At 68.3% G+C, this 21168-nt stretch carries 24 protein-coding genes and 2 pseudogenes; 20 read left to right on the plus strand and 6 right to left on the minus strand.

Translation table 11 applies throughout. The annotated features are described in order from the left end of the window. Window positions 1-34 precede the first annotated feature (34 nt). Window positions 35-445: a B-4DMT family transporter gene (locus tag UK23_RS23610; RefSeq protein ID WP_156213332.1), complete on the minus strand. Its 411-nt coding sequence runs from the start codon at window positions 443-445 to the stop codon at window positions 35-37. Between the two features lie 35 nt (window positions 446-480). On the opposite strand from UK23_RS23610, the gene UK23_RS23615 reads away from it, so the two are divergent. The 4 genes from UK23_RS23615 (at window position 481) to UK23_RS23630 (ending at window position 3035) form a co-directional block, all read left to right on the plus strand. Next, a complete protein-coding gene (locus tag UK23_RS23615; protein WP_045313793.1) occupies window positions 481-1557 on the plus strand; it encodes a M24 family metallopeptidase in 1077 nt (358 codons plus the stop codon). A gap of 31 nt (window positions 1558-1588) precedes the next feature. Next, window positions 1589-2158, plus strand: coding sequence for an elongation factor P (efp, locus tag UK23_RS23620; RefSeq protein WP_045313794.1), 570 nt, complete (start codon window positions 1589-1591; stop codon window positions 2156-2158). After that, a complete protein-coding gene (gene nusB / locus UK23_RS23625) occupies window positions 2158-2577 on the plus strand; it encodes a transcription antitermination factor NusB (protein WP_045313795.1) in 420 nt (139 codons plus the stop codon). The genes efp and nusB overlap by 1 nt, the downstream gene beginning before the upstream one ends. 80 nt (window positions 2578-2657) lie before the next feature. Further along, entirely contained in the window at window positions 2658-3035 is a 378-nt protein-coding gene (locus UK23_RS23630; RefSeq protein WP_156213333.1) for a hypothetical protein, read from the plus strand. Here UK23_RS23630 and UK23_RS23635 read toward each other — a convergent pair whose 3' ends face one another. After that, entirely contained in the window at window positions 3036-3680 is a 645-nt protein-coding gene (locus UK23_RS23635) for an HD domain-containing protein (RefSeq protein WP_045313797.1), read from the minus strand. It abuts the gene before it with no gap. A gap of 68 nt (window positions 3681-3748) precedes the next feature. On the opposite strand from UK23_RS23635, the pseudogene UK23_RS52845 reads away from it, so the two are divergent. The 3 genes and pseudogenes from UK23_RS52845 to UK23_RS50525 form a co-directional block, all read left to right on the plus strand. Continuing rightward, window positions 3749-3976 (plus strand): annotated as a pseudogene (locus UK23_RS52845) (SDR family NAD(P)-dependent oxidoreductase); the annotation flags it as partial. Between the two features lie 59 nt (window positions 3977-4035). Beyond that, window positions 4036-4881: a helix-turn-helix domain-containing protein gene (locus tag UK23_RS53905; protein WP_045313799.1), complete on the plus strand. Its 846-nt coding sequence runs from the start codon at window positions 4036-4038 to the stop codon at window positions 4879-4881. Beyond that, on the plus strand, window positions 4856-5029 hold the full coding sequence (locus UK23_RS50525) for a DUF397 domain-containing protein (RefSeq protein ID WP_082114914.1): 174 nt from the start codon (window positions 4856-4858) through the stop codon (window positions 5027-5029). Before UK23_RS53905 ends, UK23_RS50525 begins: the two co-directional genes overlap by 26 nt. Here UK23_RS50525 and UK23_RS23650 read toward each other — a convergent pair whose 3' ends face one another. Next, complete coding sequence (locus UK23_RS23650; RefSeq protein WP_045313800.1) at window positions 5030-5734, minus strand: SDR family oxidoreductase; 705 nt, start codon at window positions 5732-5734, stop codon at window positions 5030-5032. A 90-nt stretch (window positions 5735-5824) separates the two neighbouring features. Here UK23_RS23650 and UK23_RS23655 point away from each other — a divergent pair, with 90 nt between their 5' ends. Then, on the plus strand, window positions 5825-6631 hold the full coding sequence (locus UK23_RS23655) for a sigma-70 family RNA polymerase sigma factor (RefSeq protein ID WP_269112300.1): 807 nt from the start codon (window positions 5825-5827) through the stop codon (window positions 6629-6631). Here the strand turns inward: UK23_RS23655 and UK23_RS23660 are convergent. Next, a complete protein-coding gene (locus UK23_RS23660) occupies window positions 6628-7461 on the minus strand; it encodes an alpha/beta fold hydrolase (protein WP_045313802.1) in 834 nt (277 codons plus the stop codon). The genes UK23_RS23655 and UK23_RS23660 overlap by 4 nt on opposite strands. Next, window positions 7458-8468, minus strand: coding sequence for an NADP-dependent oxidoreductase (locus tag UK23_RS23665; RefSeq protein WP_045313803.1), 1011 nt, complete (start codon window positions 8466-8468; stop codon window positions 7458-7460). Before UK23_RS23665 ends, UK23_RS23660 begins: the two co-directional genes overlap by 4 nt. A 51-nt stretch (window positions 8469-8519) precedes the next feature. Between UK23_RS23665 and UK23_RS23670 the strand changes: the two genes are divergently transcribed. Genes UK23_RS23670 through UK23_RS23680 form a run of 3 tightly spaced genes read left to right on the plus strand, consistent with a single transcriptional unit; the run spans window position 8520 to window position 10704 of the window. Then, window positions 8520-9110: a TetR/AcrR family transcriptional regulator gene (locus tag UK23_RS23670; RefSeq protein ID WP_045313804.1), complete on the plus strand. Its 591-nt coding sequence runs from the start codon at window positions 8520-8522 to the stop codon at window positions 9108-9110. Window positions 9111-9154: 44 nt separating this feature from the next. After that, on the plus strand, window positions 9155-9976 hold the full coding sequence (locus UK23_RS23675; RefSeq protein ID WP_045313834.1) for an alpha/beta hydrolase: 822 nt from the start codon (window positions 9155-9157) through the stop codon (window positions 9974-9976). Then, window positions 9973-10704, plus strand: coding sequence for a helix-turn-helix transcriptional regulator (locus UK23_RS23680; RefSeq protein WP_045313805.1), 732 nt, complete (start codon window positions 9973-9975; stop codon window positions 10702-10704). Before UK23_RS23675 ends, UK23_RS23680 begins: the two co-directional genes overlap by 4 nt. Window positions 10705-10743: 39 nt before the next feature. Here UK23_RS23680 and UK23_RS23685 read toward each other — a convergent pair whose 3' ends face one another. Beyond that, complete coding sequence (locus tag UK23_RS23685; protein WP_030471611.1) at window positions 10744-11232, minus strand: transcriptional regulator; 489 nt, start codon at window positions 11230-11232, stop codon at window positions 10744-10746. Between the two features lie 227 nt (window positions 11233-11459). Here UK23_RS23685 and pyrR point away from each other — a divergent pair, with 227 nt between their 5' ends. The 9 genes and pseudogenes from pyrR (at window position 11460) to gmk (ending at window position 21166) form a co-directional block, all read left to right on the plus strand. Further along, window positions 11460-12032 carry a bifunctional pyr operon transcriptional regulator/uracil phosphoribosyltransferase PyrR gene (gene pyrR, locus UK23_RS23690; RefSeq protein WP_045313806.1) on the plus strand — a complete coding sequence of 191 codons (573 nt, stop codon included), beginning with the start codon at window positions 11460-11462 and terminating at the stop codon, window positions 12030-12032. Continuing rightward, entirely contained in the window at window positions 12029-12961 is a 933-nt protein-coding gene (locus UK23_RS23695; RefSeq protein ID WP_045313807.1) for an aspartate carbamoyltransferase catalytic subunit, read from the plus strand. Before pyrR ends, UK23_RS23695 begins: the two co-directional genes overlap by 4 nt. Next, window positions 12958-14238, plus strand: a complete 1281-nt coding sequence (locus UK23_RS23700; protein WP_045313808.1) for a dihydroorotase — start codon at window positions 12958-12960, stop codon at window positions 14236-14238. The genes UK23_RS23695 and UK23_RS23700 overlap by 4 nt, the downstream gene beginning before the upstream one ends. After that, window positions 14235-14723, plus strand: a complete 489-nt coding sequence (locus UK23_RS23705) for a hypothetical protein (RefSeq protein WP_045313835.1) — start codon at window positions 14235-14237, stop codon at window positions 14721-14723. Before UK23_RS23700 ends, UK23_RS23705 begins: the two co-directional genes overlap by 4 nt. Beyond that, window positions 14690-15832, plus strand: a complete 1143-nt coding sequence (carA, locus tag UK23_RS23710) for a glutamine-hydrolyzing carbamoyl-phosphate synthase small subunit (protein ID WP_045313809.1) — start codon at window positions 14690-14692, stop codon at window positions 15830-15832. The genes UK23_RS23705 and carA overlap by 34 nt, the downstream gene beginning before the upstream one ends. Further along, window positions 15832-19150: pseudogene (carB, locus tag UK23_RS23715) on the plus strand (carbamoyl-phosphate synthase large subunit). Before carA ends, carB begins: the two are co-directional and overlap by 1 nt. Beyond that, on the plus strand, window positions 19147-19959 hold the full coding sequence (gene pyrF, locus UK23_RS23720; protein ID WP_045313810.1) for an orotidine-5'-phosphate decarboxylase: 813 nt from the start codon (window positions 19147-19149) through the stop codon (window positions 19957-19959). Before carB ends, pyrF begins: the two are co-directional and overlap by 4 nt. 296 nt (window positions 19960-20255) lie before the next feature. Further along, entirely contained in the window at window positions 20256-20573 is a 318-nt protein-coding gene (mihF, locus tag UK23_RS23725) for an integration host factor, actinobacterial type (RefSeq protein ID WP_030471603.1), read from the plus strand. Next, a complete protein-coding gene (gmk, locus tag UK23_RS23730; protein WP_045313811.1) occupies window positions 20570-21166 on the plus strand; it encodes a guanylate kinase in 597 nt (198 codons plus the stop codon). The genes mihF and gmk overlap by 4 nt, the downstream gene beginning before the upstream one ends. Window positions 21167-21168: the final 2 nt, after the last annotated feature.

The raw sequence follows: 21168 nt of genomic DNA on the forward strand, positions 1-21168 counted from the left end.
ACGCCAACAGAGCCGACCCCTTGGAATCAGCCGTCTAGCCGTGGTGCGTTGACGAGTCCTTCGACACGAGGAACCCGCCCAGCAGCAGCCCGAGCCCCGCCGGCGCCAGCACGAGCAACGCCGTGAAGGCCGCCCCACCCGTCAACGCCACCCACAGCGCCTCCTGGCCGGTCTGGTCGACCAGCAACGCCGACCCGATCACGCCCAGCGCGCCGGCGAACGGCCCGGCGATCAAGGAGGCGATGAACCACTGCATGCCCGGCGACGGCAGCTCGCGCAGCCGGTCGACCGCGCCCCAGATCACCGCGGCGGCCACGAGCAACCCCAGAGCGATGGGGCGGACCGAGGTCGCCTCGGGGCTGCGGACCGCCACCGCCGACACACCGGTCTGCACGGCTCCGTGGAGCAACCCCATCCACAACGCACGGACGAACCAAGGACGCATGCGGACAGCTTAGGACTGGCCGTACGCTGCGAGACATGTCGTCGTACGCCGCACGCCGCACCGCACTGCGCCAGGAGCTCCAGGCCACGGGTCTGGACGCGCTGCTCGTCACGAACCTCCTGAACGTCCGGTACCTCACCGGGTTCACCGGATCGAATGGAGCCGTGCTCATCGACGCGGTGAGCGACGACAAGACCGTCTTCTGCACGGACGGCAGGTACCTCACCCAGTCGGCCAAGCAGGTGCCCGACCTGGAGCGGCTGATCGACCGGCCGTGCGACGCGGCGCTGGCGAAGAAGGCCAAGGGCAAGCTGGGCTTCGAGAGCCACCACGTCACGGTCGACGGCCTCGAAGCCCTCAGGAGCACCGCCGAGAAGGCCGAGCTGACCAGGGCAGGTGGCCTGGTCGAGAAGCTGCGGCTGGTCAAGGACGAGATCGAGATCGAGGCCCTGCGGATGGCGTGCGCGGCGGCGGACCGGGCGCTGGCGGCGTTGATCGGCCACGGCGGACTCCGCCAGGGCCGCACCGAACGCGAGGTCGCCCGCGAGCTGGAGAGCCGCATGCTCGACCACGGCGCGGAAGGCCCGTCGTTCGCGACCATCGTGGCGTTCGGCGCGAACTCGGCGGTGCCGCACCACGCGCCCACAGACGCCACGCTGCACGCGGGCGACTTCATCAAGCTCGACTTCGGCGCGCTCGTCGACGGCTACCACTCGGACATGACCCGCACGCTGGTCCTGGGCAAGCCCGCCGACTGGCAGCGAGAGCTGTACGACCTGGTCGCGCGGTCGCAACAAGCAGGACACAACGCCCTCAAGCCGGGCGTCCAAGTCAGCGACGTCGACCACGCGTCGCGCGAGGTGATCGAGAAGGCCGGGCACGGCGACGAGTTCCTGCACGGCCTCGGGCACGGCGTCGGGCTCGAGATCCACGAGGCACCGGCGTTGTCGAAGGTGGGTGACGGTACACTTTCGGCTGGTATGGCGGTCACCGTCGAGCCCGGCGTGTACTTGTCGGGGCGGGGCGGGGTCCGCATCGAGGACACCCTCGTGGTGCGCGAAAGCGGGCCGGAGCTCCTCACCCTGACCACGAAGGAACTCGTGGTCGTCTGACACCCCCGTCCAACACAGGAGAAATTCCCCCGTGGCCACCACGAACGACCTGAAGAACGGCCTGGTGCTGAACCTCGACGGCCAGCTCTGGACCGTCACCGCGTTCCAGCACGTCAAGCCCGGCAAGGGTGGCGCCTTCGTGCGCACGACCCTCAAGCACGTGCTGACCGGGAAGGTCGTCGACAAGACCTTCAACGCGGGCACCAAGGTCGAGACCGCCACCGTGGACAAGCGCGGCATGACCTACCTGTACAAGGAAGGCACCGACTTCATCTTCATGGACGGTGACACCTACGACCAGATCCCGGTTCCGTCCGAGACCGTCGGTGACGCCGCCAACTACATGCTGGAGAACCAGGAAGCGATGGTCGCCACGCACGAGGGCGTCCCGCTGTTCATCGAGCTCCCGACCTCGGTCGAGCTCGTGATCCAGCACACCGACCCTGGCCTGCAGGGCGACCGCTCCACCGGCGGCACCAAGCCCGCCACGCTGGAGACCGGCGCCGAGATCCAGGTCCCGCTGTTCGTCACGACCGGCGAGAAGATCAAGGTCGACACCCGCGACGGCCGTTACCTCGGCCGCATCAGCGACAAGTCCTGATGGGCGCTCGCAGCAAGGCCCGCAAGCGTGCGGTCGACTTCCTCTACGAAGCCGACCTGCTGGGTACCGACCCGGTGACGCTGCTGGCCGAACGCGTCGGCTCCCCGGACGTCCCCCCGGTGAACGACTACACGGTGACGCTCGTCGAGGGCGTCCACGCGAACCGCCCGCGCATCGACGACCTGATCTCGGAGCACGCCGAGGGCTGGACCCTGCAGCGCATGCCGGCGGTCGACCGCGCGGTGCTGCGGATCGGTCTGTACGAGCTGCTGTGGGCGGCCGACGTGCCGGACGCGGTCGCGATCGACGAGGCCGTCGAGCTCGCCAAGGGCCTCTCGACGGACGACTCGCCGCGCTTCGTGAACGGTGTGCTCGGCCGGATCGCGGTCATCGCGGACCAGCTGCGCGCCGTTCTCTAGCTCTCTAGTTCTCCGCACGACACAGCGGGCCTCCCGGAACTCGTTTCGGGAGGCCCGCTGTGCCGTGCGAGCATTCGGCCGTGTTCGCTGACTACTCCAACCCGACCGTCGACGAGGTACGTGCCTGGGCCTACAGCGGCGAGGACGAGCCTTCCCAGGACTTCGACCTCCTGTTCGCGCATCTCGATTTCCTGCCGCTGCTGCTGGAGCTCGTCTCCGACCAGGACTGCCCGGTGCGCACGCTCATGTTGGAGGTCCTGTACTGCACGTTCGGCCACTCCAAGCCCGAGTGGGGTGATCCGCGGCTGCGCGAGGCGATCTCCGTGGCCGGGAAAAGCGCCGATCCGTGGCTCGTGACGTGGGCGGCGCGGGCGACCAGGGTGCTCGAGTACCCGAAGAGGTTCGACAGGTCGGACTGGTGCTCGTACCAGGGCTATCCGGCCACGCCGACGGGCTGATCAACTCGTGCGGGCCCAGCCCCGGCGCTCGCCCTCGTCGATCAGCTGCATGGCCGCGTCGTACAGCGCCGCCGACCCCTCGCCGATCGCTGCTTTGCGGCTGCGCACGTCGTTCGCGGTGACGCCGGGCGTGCGCCACGTGCCGCCCTTGGCCATCCAGTTCAGCAGCAGCGGTTGGAACCGGTCGATGGCCTTCGCGAACCGCGCCTCGGGCGTCTGCCGTGCCTCGAACTCGTCCCACAACGCCCTGAGCTGACGCCCCGAGTCGTCGGGCAGGATGCCGAACAACCGATCTGCCGCGGCTTCCTCGCGTTCCTGCTGGCTCTCGCCGAGCTTCGTGTCGTAGATCGGGGTGTCACCCGCGTAGATCTCGACCAGGTCGTGCACGACGACGAGCTTGATCGTGTGGCCGACGTCGATCGGCTCGTCGGCGTACTCGGCCAGCACCATGACCATCAACGCCAGATGCCACGAGTGCTCCGCGTCGTTCTCGCGCCGGTCCGCCGCCGCGAGAGGTGATGCGCGCAGGATGGTCTTGAGCTGATCGACTTCGATCAGGAACGTGAGGTGTTCACGCAGCCGGGAGTCCAGATCGGACGGCAGCGGGGTGCGATCGGCGAGGAGCTCTGCGTCAGAGGAGGTCACGTTGCCGAGATCTTACCTGTCGCAGAACAAGGGCATCGGCTACGCGGCCGCCGGACCGTTTCGGCCACCTCGACGTGGTCCGGAAAGTGTTCGGCACCAACGTTTTCGGCGTGATCACGGTGACCAACGCGATGCTCCCGCTGCTGCGGCGTTCCCCGGCGCCGCGCGTCGTCAACGTCAGCAGCGCGGCCGGATCCCTCACCATCTGCGCCGCCGTGATCGTGCGACTTGCTACGCTCGGCACGGACGGACCGACCGGCGGATTCTTCACCGCCAGCGGTCCTTTGCCCTGGTAACTGTTTTCACCCGAACGAGCCAGTTTCGTGGACTGAGAACAAGATTTAGCGTCGGCGGCATGGCTTCTTCCACTCCCTCCACCGCGTACAGCAGGGATCTCGGCGACGAGCTGCGCCGCCTGCGCGAGTCCACCACGAACCTCAACGGCCACGCACTGGCCGTCCAACTCGGCTGGGATCCCAGCAAGGTCTCCAACATCGAGCACGGCAAGGCACGGCCGAGCGAGATCGACCTCGTTCAGCTGCTCACCATGTGCGGCAAGGACACCGACTACTTCCTGGACTTCAAACGCCGCTACCGCAACGCTTTCGAGGAATACATCGTCCAGGTGTCGGACAACGTTCGCACTCTCGCCATGGCTGAATCAACCGCCACGACGATGATCAACTACGACACGCTCACCGTGCCCGGCCTCATGCAAACCGCCGAGTACGCGGCCGCCGTGTACCGAGCCGCAGGCGTGGCCGAGGAACGAATTCCCGCCCTTGTCCAAGCTCGAATCGATCGGCAGGCGGTGTTGCGGCGACACGATCGGCCGGATTGCGTGTTCTACATCCATGAACTAGCGCTGCGGCAGCAGATCGGTGACGCCCAGGTCATGCAGGCTCAGTATCAACGACTGCTGACCCGCGCGCTCTTCATCCGCATCGTGCCCGCCGACGAGTTCGTCAACTCCGCTGGTCTGCGGCTGTGGGAGTACGCCAAGGCGATGCCCATCGCCTACAGCGAGACCGATCTGACTCAGGTGTTCGTGCAGGATCCAGGAGCGATTGCACGTACGAGGATGATCTTCAACTGGCTGGATGGAGTCGCCTTGGATGAGGGACAATCGCGGAGCATGCTGGCGGAGTACGCCGGTCAACCGCGAGAGGAACTCGATGATCCAGGATCGCTCTTGGCGTAAGAGCAGCTACAGCAACGGGACGCCGGAAGGGGACTGCGTCGAGGTCTCGCTTTCCCACGACGCGCTCGTCCGCGACTCCAAGAACCAGGCCGGTGAGGTGCTGGAGTTCAGCACCTCCGCCTGGCGCTCGTTCGTCGCGACCGTCTGATCAGCTCGCCGCAAGGAATTCCTCCCACGTGTGGGTGCCGTGGTCGCCGTCCAAGGTCAGGTTCTGCCCGCCCCGGTAGGCCTTCCCGGCCTTGCCCGGCAACCGCACCGGCACGGTGAGCCGCCGCTTGCCCGCCGTGGTCAGGTAGTCCTGCACGAGCTGCTTCATGTCGTAGACGGCAGGTCCGGCCAGGTCGGCCACCCGACCGGCCGGCGCGCCCAGAGCGAGCGAGGCGATCCGCTCGGCCACGTCGCGGGCGTCGACCGGCTGCAGTCGCATGCCCGGCACCGGCACGATCGGCAGCTTCGCCATGGCCCGCACCATGGTCAGCGTCAGGTTGTGGAACTGGGCCGCGCGCAGGATCGTGAACGGGATGCCCGACGCCGCGATGGCCTCCTCGCACACGAGCTTGGTGCGCAACCACGCCAGCGGCACGGTGTCGGCGCCGATCACCGAGATGTACACGAAGTGGCGAACTCCCGAGCACGCGGCGAGCAGGTTGCGGGTTGCCACGTCGTCGCCCTTCTGACCGCCGGCCAGGTGCACCACGACGTCGGCGTCGATCTGCGGAACCTGGGTCATCAGGTCGCAGGTGAGGTCGCCGTCGCCGCGGCTCAACACCACGACCTCCGCGCCCTGAGCGCGCAACATCGGGACCACGTGCTTGCCGAGTGTGCCGGTGCCGCCGGTGACGAGGATCTTCATGATTACCCTCCAGTTGGGATGCTCTTGCCCGGTTGACCCAGGAGCGCCCAGGAACGTGACAGCGTGTGTGCCAGGCCACAGGGGGAAGCTTTGATCGCGCAGTTCGAGCAGGAACGTCCACGGCTGAGGGCGATCGCGCACCGGATGCTGGGCTCGTTCGCCGAGGCGGACGACGCGTTGCAGGACGCGTGGCTGCGGGTCGAGAAGGCCGACACCAGCGAGGTCGAGAACCCGGCCGCGTGGCTGACGACCGTCGTCGGCCGGGTGTGCCTGAACATGCTGCGCGACCGGAAAGAGCACGCGTTCGAGATGCCGGACCCGGTGATCGACACGCGCGAGGAACCCGAGCACCTGGCCGTCGCCGCGGACGAGGTCGGGCTCGCGATGCTGGTGGTGCTGGACGCGCTCAAGCCAGACGAGCGGTTGGCGTTCGTGCTGCACGACATGTTCGCGGTGCCGTTCGACGACATCGCGCCGTTGATCGACAAGACGCCCACGACCACGCGTCAGCTCGCGTCCAGGGCGCGCAAACGTGTGCAGGACAGGCCGCAGCCGAACGTCGACCTGCCGAAGCAGCGGGAAGTGGTGAACGCGTTCCTCAGGGCGTCGCGCGAAGGCGACCTGGAGGGCCTGGTGTCGGTGCTGCACCCGGACGTCACGCTCAAGGCGGGTGCGCTGGAGGTCATCGGCGGCCGCACGGTGGCCGGGCGGGCCAGCATGTTCCGCAAGTTCGCGACGATGGCGGAGGTCCAGTTCGCGCTCATCGGCGGCGAGGCCGGCTTCGTCACGTGGGTCGACGGCGTGCTGTTCTCCGCCATGGCCTTCACGGTGCGCGACGACAAGATCGTCGCGATTCACGTGATCCAGGACAAGGAGCAGCTCGCCGCTCTTGTCTAGCCGAGGAACTCCAGGGCTTCCTCGACGAACTCAGCGTGGAACTGGAAGATGCCGCCGTGCCCGGCGTCGGGGTAGAGCGTGAGCCGGGCGTCCGGCAGGCGCCGGGCCAGGTCGGTCGAGTTCGACGACGGCACCATCCGGTCGCTCTCGCCGTTCGCGACGAGCACGGGCAGGCGGATGCCGGAGAGGTCGGCCGGCCGCTCCAGGCCCCAGCGGTGGATGGCCCTGAGCTGCGCGCCGTAGGACCGCAGGGAGATCGGCTTGTCCCGGTTGTTCTTGCGCTCCTCGAGGCGTGCCAGGAACTCCTTGCCCGCCCGGCGCCCGTTGGCGGTCCTGGTGAAGAACAGGAACTGCTTGGGGTCCTGGAGGGTGAGCAGCGCGCGGACGGTGTCGAGGTGGGAGATCCTGGTGACGTTCCTGATGCCCCTGCCGCCGGCGGGCCCGGTGCCCGCGATGATCAGCTTGCGGACGAGCTGGGGTTCGTCCTGGGCGATCACCTGGGCGATCATGCCGCCCATCGAGAAGCCGAGGAGGTCGGCCTGGTCCAGGCCCAGGGCCCGGATGAAGGTGACGGCGTCCGCGGCCATCGCCTGGATGGTGCTCGGTGTCGAACCGGTGGACGCGCCGACGCCCCGGTTGTCGAACGTGATGACCCGGTGCTTCGCGGCGATGCCGTCGACGACACGGGGGTCCCAGTTGTCCAGGACCGCGGCCAGGTGGGTCAGGAAGACCACCGGGACACCGGTCTGCGGGCCGAGCTCGCGGTAGGCGAACGTCACCCCGCCGGCGTCGATGGTCTTGGTCGGTGCGTCCGCATGGCGGGTGATCATCGTGGCTCCTGCATCTCGATGACGACCTTGCCCTTCGCGCGTCCTCTTTGGACATACGCCATGGCCTCGTTCGTCGCGTCGAACGGGAAGACCCGGTCCACGACCGGCGTGATGACCCCGGCGTCGATGAGCGAGGTGATCTCGCGGAGCTGCTCTCCGTTGGCCCGCATGAAGAGGAACGAGTAACCGACCTGGCGTCGCCTGGCCGCCTTCCTGGCCCGATGGCTCAGGACGCGTGTCGCGGGCCGCAGGATCCACGGCTTCCCGATCTCCTCGGCGAATGCCGGGTCGGGCGGGCCGGAGATCGAGATGAGCTTTCCGCCCGGCTTCAGCACGCGCAGGGACTTCGCGAGCGTCGCGTCGTCCTGGCTGTGCAGCACCACGTCGTAGTCGTGCAGGACGGTTTCGAAGTCCTCGGTCCGGTAGTCGATCACGACGTCCGCGCCGAGACGTTCGACCAAGCCGGTGTTCGCCGCGCTGGTGGTCGTGGCCACGGTGGCGCCGACGTGCTTGGCCAGCTGGATCGCGAAGGTGCCCACACCGCCGGAGCCCGCCTGGACGAAGACCTTCTGCCCCTTGCGCAGGCCGGCCATCTCGATCAACGCCTGCCAGGCGGTCAGGCCGACCAGCGGGACGGAAGCCGCTTCGGCCATCGTGAGCCGCTTCGGCTTCAGGGCCAGGTCGTTCTCGCTGACGGAGATGAACTCGGCGAAGGTGCCGATCCGGTCCTTGTCCGGCCGCGCGTAGACCTCGTCGCCGACGCCGAACTTCCGCACCGCGGGCCCGGCCCGGACGACGACCCCGGCCACGTCGTTGCCCAGGACGAACGGCGGGCGATAGGGCAGGAAGAGCTTGAACTCCCCGTTCCTGATCTTGGCGTCCAGCACGTTGACGCTCGCGGCGTGCACCTGAACCAGCACGTCGTGTGCTCCGACCTCGGGCTCCGGCATCTCGCCGGATCGCAGTGTGCCGCCTTTTCCGTAGCGATCGACGATGAACGCGCGCATGTCCCTGACTCCCAGCTCGTATTGAATTACGACCATACTACAATGGGGCGCATGGTGCGGTACGGGAGAGAGCACAAGCAGGCGACCAGGCAGCGGATCATCGAAACCGCGGGTCGCCGGCTCAAGCGCGACGGCATCGACGGCTCGGGGGTCGCCACGCTCATGAAGGACGCGGGGCTGACCAACGGAGCCTTCTACGCCCACTTCGAGTCCAAGGAAGACCTGGTCGCGACCGCGGTCACCGACCAGCTGAGCGCACAGCGGGAGTGGTTCGCCTCGTTCGCGCCCGGCCGCGAGGGCATCGACCAGATCGTGCGGGCCTACCTCTCACCAGAGCACCGCGACAACCCCGAGGACGGCTGCGCGTCCGCCGCGCTGCTCGAGGAGATCGGCCGGTGCGCGGATCCGACGAAGCAGGCGTACACCGACAGCGTGGTGGCACTCGTCGACGACATCGCCGCCCGGCTCGCACCGCACGATCCGCCGTCGGCGCGCACCGCGGTCCTCGGCGTCTTCGCCCTGATGATCGGGACGCTGCAGCTTTCCCGCGCCCTGGCCGACCGGCAGCTCGCCGACGACGTCCTGGAGCAGGGCGTCCGCAACGCCCTCACTGTGCTGGACGCCACGTCACCGGGCTCGTAAAGGGTGACAGGACGGTGTCGCGGACGGGTGCGACCGTCCTCGACATGAAGATCACCGATGAGGACTGTCTCGCCGAGACCCTGGAGTTCAACCGGAAGTTCAAACAGGTAGATCGCCCTCTGGAGGTCCTGCGGCGCAACCGGCTCGGCGGCGACACACCGCCGGTCAGGTTGCCGCAAGGCCAGGACCGCAGCGCGAACGGCGTGCCGGTCAGGGTGTTCACGCCGGACCACGTCGAGGGCGTCTACCTGCACATTCACGGCGGCGGCTGGTCGTTCGGCTCCGCGGACGGGCAGGACGAGCGGCTGTGGAAGCTCGCGGTCGACACGCGCCTGGCGGTGGTGAGCGTCGAGTACCGGCTGGCTCCGGAGCACCCGTTTCCCGCCGCGCCCGACGACTGCGAAGCCGCGGCGCGGTGGGTCGCGGCCGAGTTCGGCACGCACAGGTTGCTGATCGGCGGCGAGTCGGCGGGCGCCCACCTGAGCGTGCTGACGTTGCTACGCCTGCCTGGCGTGTTCAAGGCGGCGAACCTCGTCTTCGGCGCGTACGACCTCTCGAAGCCCAACACCGACAGGTTGAGGCGCACGTACGAGTTGTTCACCCCCGGCATGACGGCCGAGCGGCGCCGCGCCCCGGAGATCTCGCCGGTGTTCGCCGACCTCACCGGCGTGCCACCCGCCCGGATCGTCGTCGGCGCCGAGGATCCGTTGCTGGACGACTCGGTGCGCCTGGCCCGGCGGTGGGAGGCGCCCGTGGAGCTGAGCGTCGTCGCGGGCGCGCTGCACGGCTTCACGCTGTACCCGCTGACGATCACCGAACGGGAACTGCGTCGCGAGCGGGAGTTCTTGGCAGGATCGGGGTTGTGAACCGCACTGCCCGGCTGTACGCGCTGGTGGAGGAGTTGCGCGCGGCGGCACCGAGGTCGTTGACCGTCGCGGTGCTCGCCGCTCGGCTCGAGGTCAGCACCCGGACCGTGCAGCGCGACCTGCAGGCGTTGATGGAGACCGGCGTCCCGGTGCGGACCACGCCGGGGCGTGGTGGTGGCTGGTCGATCGACCCGGCGATGACCCTGCCGCCGATCCATTTCACCCCGGAAGAGGCGTCGGTGCTGGCCACCGCGCTCGCCGGCGCCGACGGCTCGAACGCGGCCCGCACGGCGTTCCAGAAGATCGCGGCGGTGCTGAACGGTCCCGCGACGACCGCGGCAGCCGGGCTGGCCGCCCGCATCGTCGCGCTGCCGTCGCGAACCGATGCTCGGGTCCGGGCGGCGGTCCACCAGGCCCTGGACACGAACACCGTGCTGCGCCTGACCTACACCGACGCGTCCGGACGGGCCAGCGATCGGGTCGTGGAACCCGCCGGCCTGCTCACCACCGACGGCCGCTGGTACCTCATCGCGTGGTGCCGGACACGTCAGGCCGGCCGGAGTTTCCGACTCGATCGGATCACGGCGGCGATGACCACCAGTGAGCATGCGCAGAGTCACGATCTGAGCGAGTTGCTGCGGGGCTCGGCGGCTGCGGGCGCCACCCGACCGGAGATGCTCGATCCCCTGAATGCAGCAACGGCTCCCTCGCGTCCTCAGGGCGACTAACAGGACGTGAGGGAGCCGCTGCTCCAAACGTGTGAGAGCTCAGTCTTCCTTCGCGGGGCGGGCCTCGGGAGGCAGCACGCCCCAGTCGATGAGCTGCTCGGTGAGCTCGCCCGGCGTCATGTCGTAGATGATCGCGAGCGAGCGCAGGTCCTCGGTGCGGATGGAGAGGACCTTGCCGTTGTAGTCACCGCGCTGCGACTGGATCGTCGCGGCGTAGCGGGCCAGCGGGCCCACCTTCTCGACCGGCAGCTGCTGGAGCCGTTCCAGGTTGATCACGATCTTGGTGGCCGGCTCGGCACCCGACGGCACGCGGCCCTCGGGCAGGAGCTCGGCGACGGGAACCCCGTAGAAGTCGGCCAGCTCGGCCAGCTTCTGCACGGTCACCGCGCGGTCACCGCGCTCGTAGGAGCCGACGACCACGGCCTTCCAGCGACCGCCGGACTTCTGCTCGACGCCGTGCAGGGACAGACCCTGCTGCTGGCGGATAGCGCGGAGCTTGGCCCCCAGCGCCTTGGCGTAGTCGCCCATGTGGCGGTTCTCCGTTCATTCGCCCCGTCAGCAGTACGGCCGTGCTGCGGGGAGGCTTAGATCGATAAGAGACAGGCTGATCTCAGGGAGAGACGCGCGCCACGCCTGGTACACCACTCGGATGGTTGACCGTCCGTAGGTGATACGGTGCAGGTCAGCCTAGTTGTTCATAGGTGTCCGACGTCCTTTAAGGACCCGTCCAGTGAGGCGGGGAAGGAGGTCCAGCCGTGGCGTCACGTCAACGTGGCGCGACGGATCCGGCCGGGGATCGCGAGATTCTCTCGGCCGGTGATGTCGCGCGCACTGTCGCCCGAATGGCCCATCAGATCATCGAGAAGACCGCTCTCGATGCACCGAGCGCACCCGACGTCGTCTTGATGGGTATCCCCAGCCGGGGAGCCCCTCTCGCGCGCCGGCTCGCCGCCAAGATCGCCGAGTTCTCCGGCAGGCACGTCCACGAGGGCACGCTCGACATCACCCTCTACCGCGACGACCTCCGCCGAGGCCCGACCCGCCCGTTGGAAGCCACGAAGCTGCCCGAGGGCGGCATCGACGACAAGCTCGTCGTGCTCGTGGACGACGTGCTGTTCTCCGGCCGCACCATCCGCGCCGCGCTCGACGCCCTGCGCGACCACGGCCGTCCCCGCGCGGTGCAGCTCGCCGTGCTGGTCGACCGCGGCCACCGCGAGCTGCCGATCCGCGCGGACTACGTGGGCAAGAACCTGCCGACCTCGAAGACCGAGGACGTCGTGGTGATGCTGGACGAGTTCGACGGCCGCGACGGAGTGGTGCTGAAGTGAAGCACCTGCTCTCCACCGACGGTCTCGACCGCGACCAGGCCATCGCGATCCTCGACACCGCCGACCGCCTCAAGGAGGCGCTGCTCGGCCGTGAGGTCCGCAAGCTGCCGACCCTGCGCGGACGCACCGTGATCACGATGTTCTACGAGAACTCCACGCGCACCCGCGTCAGCTTCGAGATCGCCGGCAAGTGGATGTCCGCGGACGTGATCAACGTCAGCAGCTCCGGTTCCAGCGTCAGCAAGGGCGAGTCGCTGCGGGACACCGCGCTGACCCTGCAGGCCGCCGGTGCGGACTGCGTGATCGTGCGGCACCCGGCTTCCGGTGCGGCCCACCGGCTCGCCGGCTGGCTCAAGCACACCAACACGTCCGTCGTGAACGCGGGCGACGGCATGCACGAGCACCCGACGCAGGCGCTGCTCGACGCGGCCACGTTGCGCGACCGGCTCGGCAGCCTCGACGGCCGCCGGGTCGCGATCGTCGGCGACGTCCTGCACAGCCGGGTCGCGCGGTCGAACGTGCACCTGCTGACCGCACTCGGCGCCGAGGTCACGCTCGTCGCGCCGCCCACACTGCTCCCGACGGGCGTGGAGAAGTGGCCGGTCACGGTCTCGCACGAGATCGACTCCGAGCTGGCCTCCCAGGACGCCGTGATGTTGCTGCGCGTGCAGGCCGAGCGGATGCACGGCGGGTTCTTCCCGAGTGCCCGTGAGTACTCGATCGCCTACGGCCTCAACGAGCGGCGCCTCAAGCTGCTGCCCGAGCACGCCGTCGTGCTGCACCCCGGCCCGATGCTGCGCGGCATGGAGATCGCCTCCGTCGTCGCCGACAGCCCGCAGGCCGCCATCACCGAGCAGGTCCGCAACGGTGTCCACGTGCGCATGGCCGTGCTGTACCACTTGCTCGCCCACGAGGAGGAAAACGCGTGAAGCCCTTGCTGCTCAAGGGAGTTAGGCCCTACGGCGAGGGGGAACCGCAAGACATCTTGATCCGTGACGGCGTCATCGCCGAAGGAACGGACGAGAACGCGGAGGTCATCGAAGGCAACGGCGCGGTTCTGCTGCCGGGCTTCGTCGACCTGCACACCCACCTGCGCGAACCCGGCCGCGAAGACACCGAGACCATCGAAACCGGTTCGCGTGCGGCCGCTCTCGGTGGCTACACGGCGGTTTTCGCCATGGCCAACACCGATCCGGTCGCCGACAACGCCGTCATCGTCGAGCACGTCGCCCGCCGCGGCCAGGAGGTCGGCCTCGTCGACGTCCACCCGGTCGGCGCCGTCACCGTCGGGCTCAAGGGCGAGAAGCTCGCCGAGCTGGGCACGATGGCCAAGAGCAAGGCCAACGTGAAGGTCTTCTCCGACGACGGCCACTGCGTGCACGACCCGTTGATCATGCGCAGGGCCCTCGAGTACTCGAAGGCCCTGGGCGCTGTGATCGCCCAGCACGCCGAGGAACCGCGTCTCACGATCGGCGCTCAGGCGCACGAGGGCGAGAACGCGTCACGGCTCGGTCTGCAGGGCTGGCCCGCTGCAGCCGAGGAGTCGATCGTCGCCCGCGACTGTCTGCTCGCGAAGCAGGTCGACGCGAAGCTGCACGTCTGCCACGTCAGCACCACCGGCACGGCCGACGTCCTGAAGTGGGCGAAGGCGCGCGGCACCAAGGTGTCCGCCGAGGTCACCCCGCACCACCTGATCCTGACCGACGACCGGCTCTCCACCTACGACCCGGTGAACAAGGTCAACCCGCCGCTGCGCACCCAGTCCGACGTCGACGCGCTGCGCGCAGCGTTGGCCGACGGCACCATCGACTGCGTCGCCACGGACCACGCCCCGCACGCGATCCAGGACAAGGACTGCGAGTGGTCGGCGGCCCGGCCGGGCATGCTCGGACTGCAGACCGCCCTCGGCATCGTCGTCGAGACGATGGTGAAGACCGGCCTGCTGGACTGGCGCGGCGTCGCACGGGTGATGAGCGAGAAGCCCGCCGAGATCGCCGGACTGACCGACCAGGGCCGTCCGATCGCGGTCGGTGAGCCCGCGAACCTCGTGCTGGTCGACCCGGACGCGACGTGGACGGTGAACGGCGCGGAGCTCGCGAGCATCGCGGGCAACACCCCGTTCGAGGGCATGGAGCTGCCCGGCGCGGTGACGGCGACCATCTTGCGTGGCCGTGTCACCGCACTGGCGGGAAGGATTGCCGAATGACCCGCGTGCTGCTCGTACTTGCTGTCTTCCTGTTCTTCGCGCTGTGTGTGTACGGCATGTGGCACGGCTGGAAGCGACGCCAGGTCAAGCAGGCCGACCTGCCCGCGTTCCCCGCCACGCCCGCGACTTTGGGTGAGGCGAAGCTCGCGACCACGGGCGTCTACATCGGAACGACGAACGCGGGCAACTGGCAGGACCGCATCCAGGTCGGCGACATCGGTCACCGCGCCGAAGCCACGCTGTCGCTGGTGCCGGAGGGCGTCGCGATCGAACGCGTTGGTGCGACACCGATCTTCATCCCCGCCGGGTCCATCCGGGACGCTCGCACGGACCGGGGCCTCGCCGGGAAGGTCATGTTCAACGAGGAAGGCCTGCTGGTGGTCCAGTGGGAGAACGAAGGCCATCTCTTCGACACGGGTTTCCGTGGCGATGACAAGAACGTTTACGACGAATGGGTAGTAGCACTCGTGGGAGGCAAGGCGTGACGAACGCGGCATTGGTGCTGGAAGACGGTCGCGTCTTCCGCGGTGAGGCGTACGGAGCGACCGGCGTCTCGCTCGGCGAGGTCGTGTTCTCCACGGCCATGACGGGCTACCAGGAAACCCTGACGGACCCGTCCTACCACCGCCAGATCGTGGTGCAGACCGCGCCGCAGATCGGCAACACCGGCTGGAACGACGAGGACGACGAGTCGTCGAAGATCTGGGTCGCCGGGTACGTGGTCCGCGACCCCGCGCGCACGCCGTCGAACTGGCGGTCCAAGCGCGGTCTGGACGAGGAGCTGGCGAAGCAGGGCGTGGTGGGCATCTCCGGCCTCGACACCCGGACTTTGACCCGCCACATCCGCGAGCAGGGCGCGATGCGGGCCGGGGTGTTCTCCGGTTCCGACCTGTCCGACGACGCGTCGATGGTGGAGCAGGTCAAGGCTTCCGCGCAGATGGTCGGCGCGAACCTCGCCGTGGACGTCACGACTTCGAGCCCGTACGTGGTCGAGGCGATCGGCGAGAAGAAGTTCACCGTCGCGGCGCTCGACCTGGGCATCAAGTCGAACACCCCGCGGATGATGGCTGCGCGCGGCATCGAGGTGCACGTGCTGCCGTTGACGTCATCGTTCGAGGACATCCTCGCGGTCAGCCCGGACGGGTTGTTCCTGTCCAACGGTCCTGGTGACCCGGCGACGCAGGACCACGCGATCGCGCTGACTCGCGAGGCTTTGGGCCGCAAGCTGCCGTTGTTCGGCATCTGCTTCGGCAACCAGATCCTGGGCCGCGCGGTCGGTCGCGGGACGTACAAGATGCGCTACGGCCACCGCGGCATCAACATCCCGGTGATCGACGTGACCACCGGCAAGGTCGCCATCACCTCGCAGAACCACGGGTTCGCGCTGGAGGGCACTCCGGGGGAGGAGTTCTCCTCGGAGTTCGGCCGGGCCGTGCTGTCCCACTACTGCCCCAACGACGGCACCGTCGAGGGCGTCCGGCTGCTCGACGCGCCGGCGTTCTCCGTGCAGTACCACCCCGAGGCGGCGGCCGGTCCGCACGACGCGGCGCCCCTGTTCGACGAGTTCGTGACGCTGATGAATGAGGCCCGCTGATGCCGAAGAGGACTGATCTCAAGCACATCCTGGTCATCGGCTCCGGCCCGATCGTCATCGGTCAGGCGTGCGAGTTCGACTACTCGGGCACGCAGGCGTGCCGGGTGCTGCGGGAGGAGGGCATCAGGGTCAGCCTGGTGAACTCCAACCCGGCGACGATCATGACCGACCCCGAGTTCGCCGACGCCACGTACATCGAGCCGATCACGGCCGAGTTCGTGGAGAAGGTGATCGCGCAGGAGAAGCCGGACGCGATCCTGGCGACGCTGGGCGGGCAGACCGCGTTGAACACCGCCATCGCGCTGCACGAGCGCGGTGTGCTGGAGAAGTACGACGTCGAGCTGATCGGCGCGGACATCGACGCCATCCAGCGCGGTGAGGACCGGCAGATCTTCAAGGACCTGGTGCGCCGCATCGGTGCCGAGGTCCCGCGTTCCGCCGTCTGCAACACGATGGACGAGGTTCGCAAGACCGTTGCCGAGCTCGGCCTCCCGGTCGTCATCCGGCCGTCGTTCACCATGGGCGGCTTGGGTTCCGGCATGGCGTACACGGAGGAGGAGCTGGAGCGCCTCGCCGCCATCGGGCTTGAGGAGTCTCCCGTCACCGAGGTGCTCATCGAGGAGAGCGTGCTCGGGTGGAAGGAGTACGAGCTCGAGCTCATGCGCGACCGCAACGACAACGTGGTCGTCATCTGCTCGATCGAGAACATCGACCCGATGGGCGTGCACACGGGTGACTCGGTGACGGTCGCGCCCGCGATGACGCTGACCGACCGCGAGTACCAGCACATGCGCGACGTCGGCATCCAGGTCATCCGCGAGGTCGGCGTCGACACCGGTGGCTGCAACATCCAGTTCGCGATCCACCCGGACAACGGGCGCATGGTCGTGATCGAGATGAACCCGCGCGTGTCGCGGTCGTCGGCTCTTGCTTCCAAGGCAACGGGTTTCCCGATCGCCAAGATCGCCGCGAAGCTCGCCATCGGGTACACGCTCGACGAGATCACCAACGACATCACGGGGGAGACGCCGGCGTCGTTCGAGCCGACGCTCGACTACGTGGTCGTGAAGGCTCCCCGGTTCGCCTTCGAGAAGTTCCCCGGTGCCGACCCCACGCTGACGACCACGATGAAGTCGGTCGGCGAGGCGATGTCGATCGGCCGGAACTTCGTCGAGGCGCTCGGTAAGGCGCTGCGTTCGCTGGAAACGAAATCGGTCGGTTTCTGGACTCAGCCCGACGCGGAAGGCGTTACGCTCGAGTCGACTCTGAAGCAGCTCGAACGTGGACATGACGGACGCTTGTACACGGTCGAGCGCGCGCTGAGGCTGGGTGCGTCCATTGAGGACGTGTACCGGGCTTCGGGGATCGACCCGTGGTTCATCGAGCAGATCGCCTGGCTCGGCACGTTGCGCACGGAGCTGCTGGACGCTCCAGTGCTCGACGAACCGTTGCTGCGCAAGGCGAAGCGAGCCGGTCTGTCCGACCGGCAGATCTCCGTGCTGCGGCCGGAGCTCGCCGGTGAGGACGGCGTGCGCATGCTGCGGCACCGCCTGGGCGTGCGTCCGGTCTACAAGACGGTCGACACGTGCGCGGCGGAGTTCAAGTCGGAGACGCCGTACCACTACTCCGCCTACGAGCTCGACCCCGCCGCCGAGTCGGAGGTGGCGGAGCAGCGGGAGAAGCCGAAGGTGCTGATCCTGGGCTCCGGTCCGAACCGCATCGGGCAGGGCATCGAGTTCGACTACTCGTGCGTGCACGCGGCGATGGCGTTGCGCGAGGCCGGGTACGAGACGGTCATGGTCAACTGCAACCCGGAGACCGTGTCGACGGACTACGACACGTCGGACCGGCTGTACTTCGAGCCGCTGACGTTCGAGGACGTGCTGGAGGTCGTGCACTCCGAGCAGCAGTCGGGCACGGTCGCGGGCGTGATCGTCCAGCTCGGCGGCCAGACGCCGCTGGGCCTGGCGCAGCGCCTGTCCGATGCCGGTGTGCCGGTCGTGGGCACGACGCCAGAGGCGATCCACCTCGCCGAGGACCGCGGCCAGTTCGGCAAGGTGCTGACCGAGGCCGGGCTGCCCGCGCCGAAGTTCGGCACGGCCACGTCGTTCGGCGAGGCGAAGGAGATCGCGGACGAGATCGGCTACCCGGTCCTCGTGCGACCGTCCTACGTGCTCGGCGGGCGCGGCATGGAGATCGTGTACGACGAGGAGTCGCTGTCGGGCTACATCGCCCGCGCGACCGAGGTGACGCCCGAGCACCCGGTGCTGGTCGACCGGTTCCTCGACGACGCCATCGAGATCGACGTCGACGCGCTGTGCGACGGCGACGAGGTGTTCATCGGCGGCGTGATGGAGCACATCGAGGAAGCCGGCGTGCACTCCGGCGACTCGTCGTGCGCGCTGCCGCCGATCACGCTGGGCGCCTCCGACATCGAGAACGTGCGCCGCTCGACCGAGGCGATCGCGCGCGGCATCGGCGTGCGCGGGCTCCTGAACGTCCAGTACGCGCTCAAGGACGACGTGCTGTACGTCCTGGAGGCGAACCCGCGTGCGTCGCGCACGGTGCCGTTCGTGTCCAAGGCGACGGCTGTCTCCATGGCGAAGGCGGCTTCCCGGGTCATGCTGGGCGCCACGATCGCGGAACTGCGGGCCGAGGGTCTGCTGGGCCGAGGGTCTGCTGCCTGCGGTCGGTGACGGCGCCCGGCTGCCCGAGCACGCGCCGGTCGCGGTGAAGGAAGCCGTGATGCAGTTCCACCGCTTCCGCACGCCCGAGGGCCACGGCGTGGACTCGTTGCTGGGCCCGGAGATGAAGTCCACCGGCGAGGTCATGGGCATCGACTCGTCGTTCGGCAAGGCGTTCGCGAAGTCGCAGACGGCGTCCTACGGCTCGCTGCCCACGTCGGGCAAGGTGTTCGTGTCGTTCGCGAACCGCGACAAGCGCGCGATGATCTTCCCGGTCAAGCGCCTCGCCGACCTCGGGTTCCAGATCCTGGCGACCTCGGGCACGGCGGAGGTGTTGAAGCGCAACGGGATCGCGTGCACCGAGGTGCGCAAGCACTTCGAGGGCGAGGGCAACGTCGTCGACATGATCCTGGCCGGCGAGATCGACATGATCTTCAACACGCCGTACGGCAACAGCGGCCCGCGCATCGACGGTTACGAGATCCGCACCGCCGCTGTGGCCAAGGACATCCCTTGTGTCACCACGATCCAGGGCGCTGCCGCGGCCGTGCACGGCATCGAGGCGCTGATCCGCGGTGACATCGGGGTCCAGCCGCTGCAGGCGCTCCAGGCCGCTCTGAGGGAGGGCTCGTGACTTTCGGCGAACGGCTCACGAAAGCCGTCGAGGTGTACGGGCCTCTGTGCGTGGGGATCGACCCGCATCCTTCGCTGCTCGACGCCTGGGGCCTGTCCAGGACCGCTGAGGGGCTCGAACGGTTCGCTCTGACGGCCGTGGAGGCGTTCGGCGGCCGGGTGTCGATGGTGAAGCCGCAGGCGGCGTTCTTCGAGGCCTACGGGTCGCGTGGCGTCGCCGTGCTCGAACGGGTGATCTCCGAGCTGCGCGACTCCGGCACGCTGGTGCTGGTGGACGCCAAGCGCGGCGACATCGGCTCGACCATGGCCGCCTACGCCGAGGCGTACCTGGGCGAGGGGTCGCCGCTGGCAGGGGACGCCGTGACGGTGTCGCCGTTCCTCGGCTTCGGGTCGCTGCAGCCCGCGCTGGACACCGCCCGTGCGAACGGCCGCGGCGTCTTCGTGCTGGCGCTGACGTCCAACCCGGAGGGTGCCGAGGTCCAGCGGTCGGTTGCTCCGGACGGGCGAACCGTGGCGCGAACGATCATCGATTTCGCCACCGCTCGGAATTCCGGCATTTCTCCGTGCGGCGATGTTGGGCTCGTCGTGGGTGCCACGATCGGGGAAACGGATGTGGACCTCTCCGGGTTCAACGGACCCATCCTCGCGCCCGGTTTCGGCGCTCAGGGCGGCTCCGTGGCTGATCTAAAACGGCTCTTCGGACCCGACATGCGCAACGTCTTTCCGACTTCTTCACGAGATGTTCTGCGGCACGGTCCGGACGTGTCGTCGCTGGTCAGCGCCGTGCAGAGGGTCCAGGAGAGCCTCTGAGGAGGGGCGCGCCACAACTTTTAGGGGTGTGGCGCGCTCACCTGGGGAAACATGTGTTGGTAGGGTCCACGCCACCGGCTGCCCCGCTGGTCACCGGCCTCATAGCACACGTAACGTGGGCGACGAGTTGCCGGAGGCAGTGATCAGGCCGCCGGAGGGTGTTGGTACTACTACCACCCGCCGCATCACTCAAGGCCGCTGAAGATTTACCTGACTGGGTCACGTTGTCCCCAGGCAATTGCGGCTTGTACGGTCGCGGCACCGATCCGAAAAGAATCCACACCACGGAGGAAATCGTGGCTCTTCCCCAGCTTACCGAGGAGCAGCGAGCCGCAGCGCTGGAGAAGGCTGCTGCCGCTCGTCGCGCTCGGGCTGAGCTCAAGGAGCGCCTCAAGCGCGGCGGCACGACCCTGACGGACGTGCTCAAGGCCGCCGAGAGCGACGAGGTCCTGGGCAAGATGAAGGTGTCCGCGCTGCTCGAGGCCCTCCCGGGCGTCGGCAAGGTTCGCGCGCAGCAGATCATGGAGCGCCTCGAGATCGCTCCCAGCCGTCGCCTGCGCGGTCTTGGTGACCGTCAGCGCAAGGCCCTGCTCTCCGAGTTCAGCGGAGAGTGATTGGCACCGAGGCGGGGGCGGGTTCTGCCCGCCCCCGCCTCACCGTCTTGTCCGGGCCGTCGGGCGTCGGTAAATCCAGCGTCCTGGCGGAGCTGCGCAGGCAGCAACCCGATGTCTACTTTTCCGTCTCGGCGACCACCAGGAAGCCGAGGCCGGGCGAGGTCGACGGAGTGCACTACCACTTCGTGGACCACGAGAAGTTCCAGCAGATGGTCGACGCGGGCGAGTTCCTCGAACACGCCGACTTCGCGGGCAACCGCTACGGAACCCCTCGCAGGCCCGTCGAAGAAGCTCTGGCCGCCGGCCGCCCCGCCCTGCTGGAGATCGAGCTGCAGGGCGCGCGGCAGGTCCGCGTGGCAATGCCGGACGCTCAGCTGGTCATCCTGATGCCCCCGTCCTGGGAGCACCTGGTGGACCGGCTGACCGGCAGAGGCACCGAACATCCGGACGTCGTCGAACGCCGACTCGAGATCGCCCGCGAGGAGATGGCGGCCGAAAAGGAGTTCGACGAGGTCGTCGTGAACGCCGACGTGCAGTCGGCCGCGGCCGACTTGCTATCCTTGATGGTCGGACCACGAATCTCAGGAGTTTGAGA

This window comes from Lentzea aerocolonigenes (assembly GCF_000955955.1).
GTDB classification, from domain to species: domain Bacteria; phylum Actinomycetota; class Actinomycetes; order Mycobacteriales; family Pseudonocardiaceae; genus Lentzea; species Lentzea aerocolonigenes_A.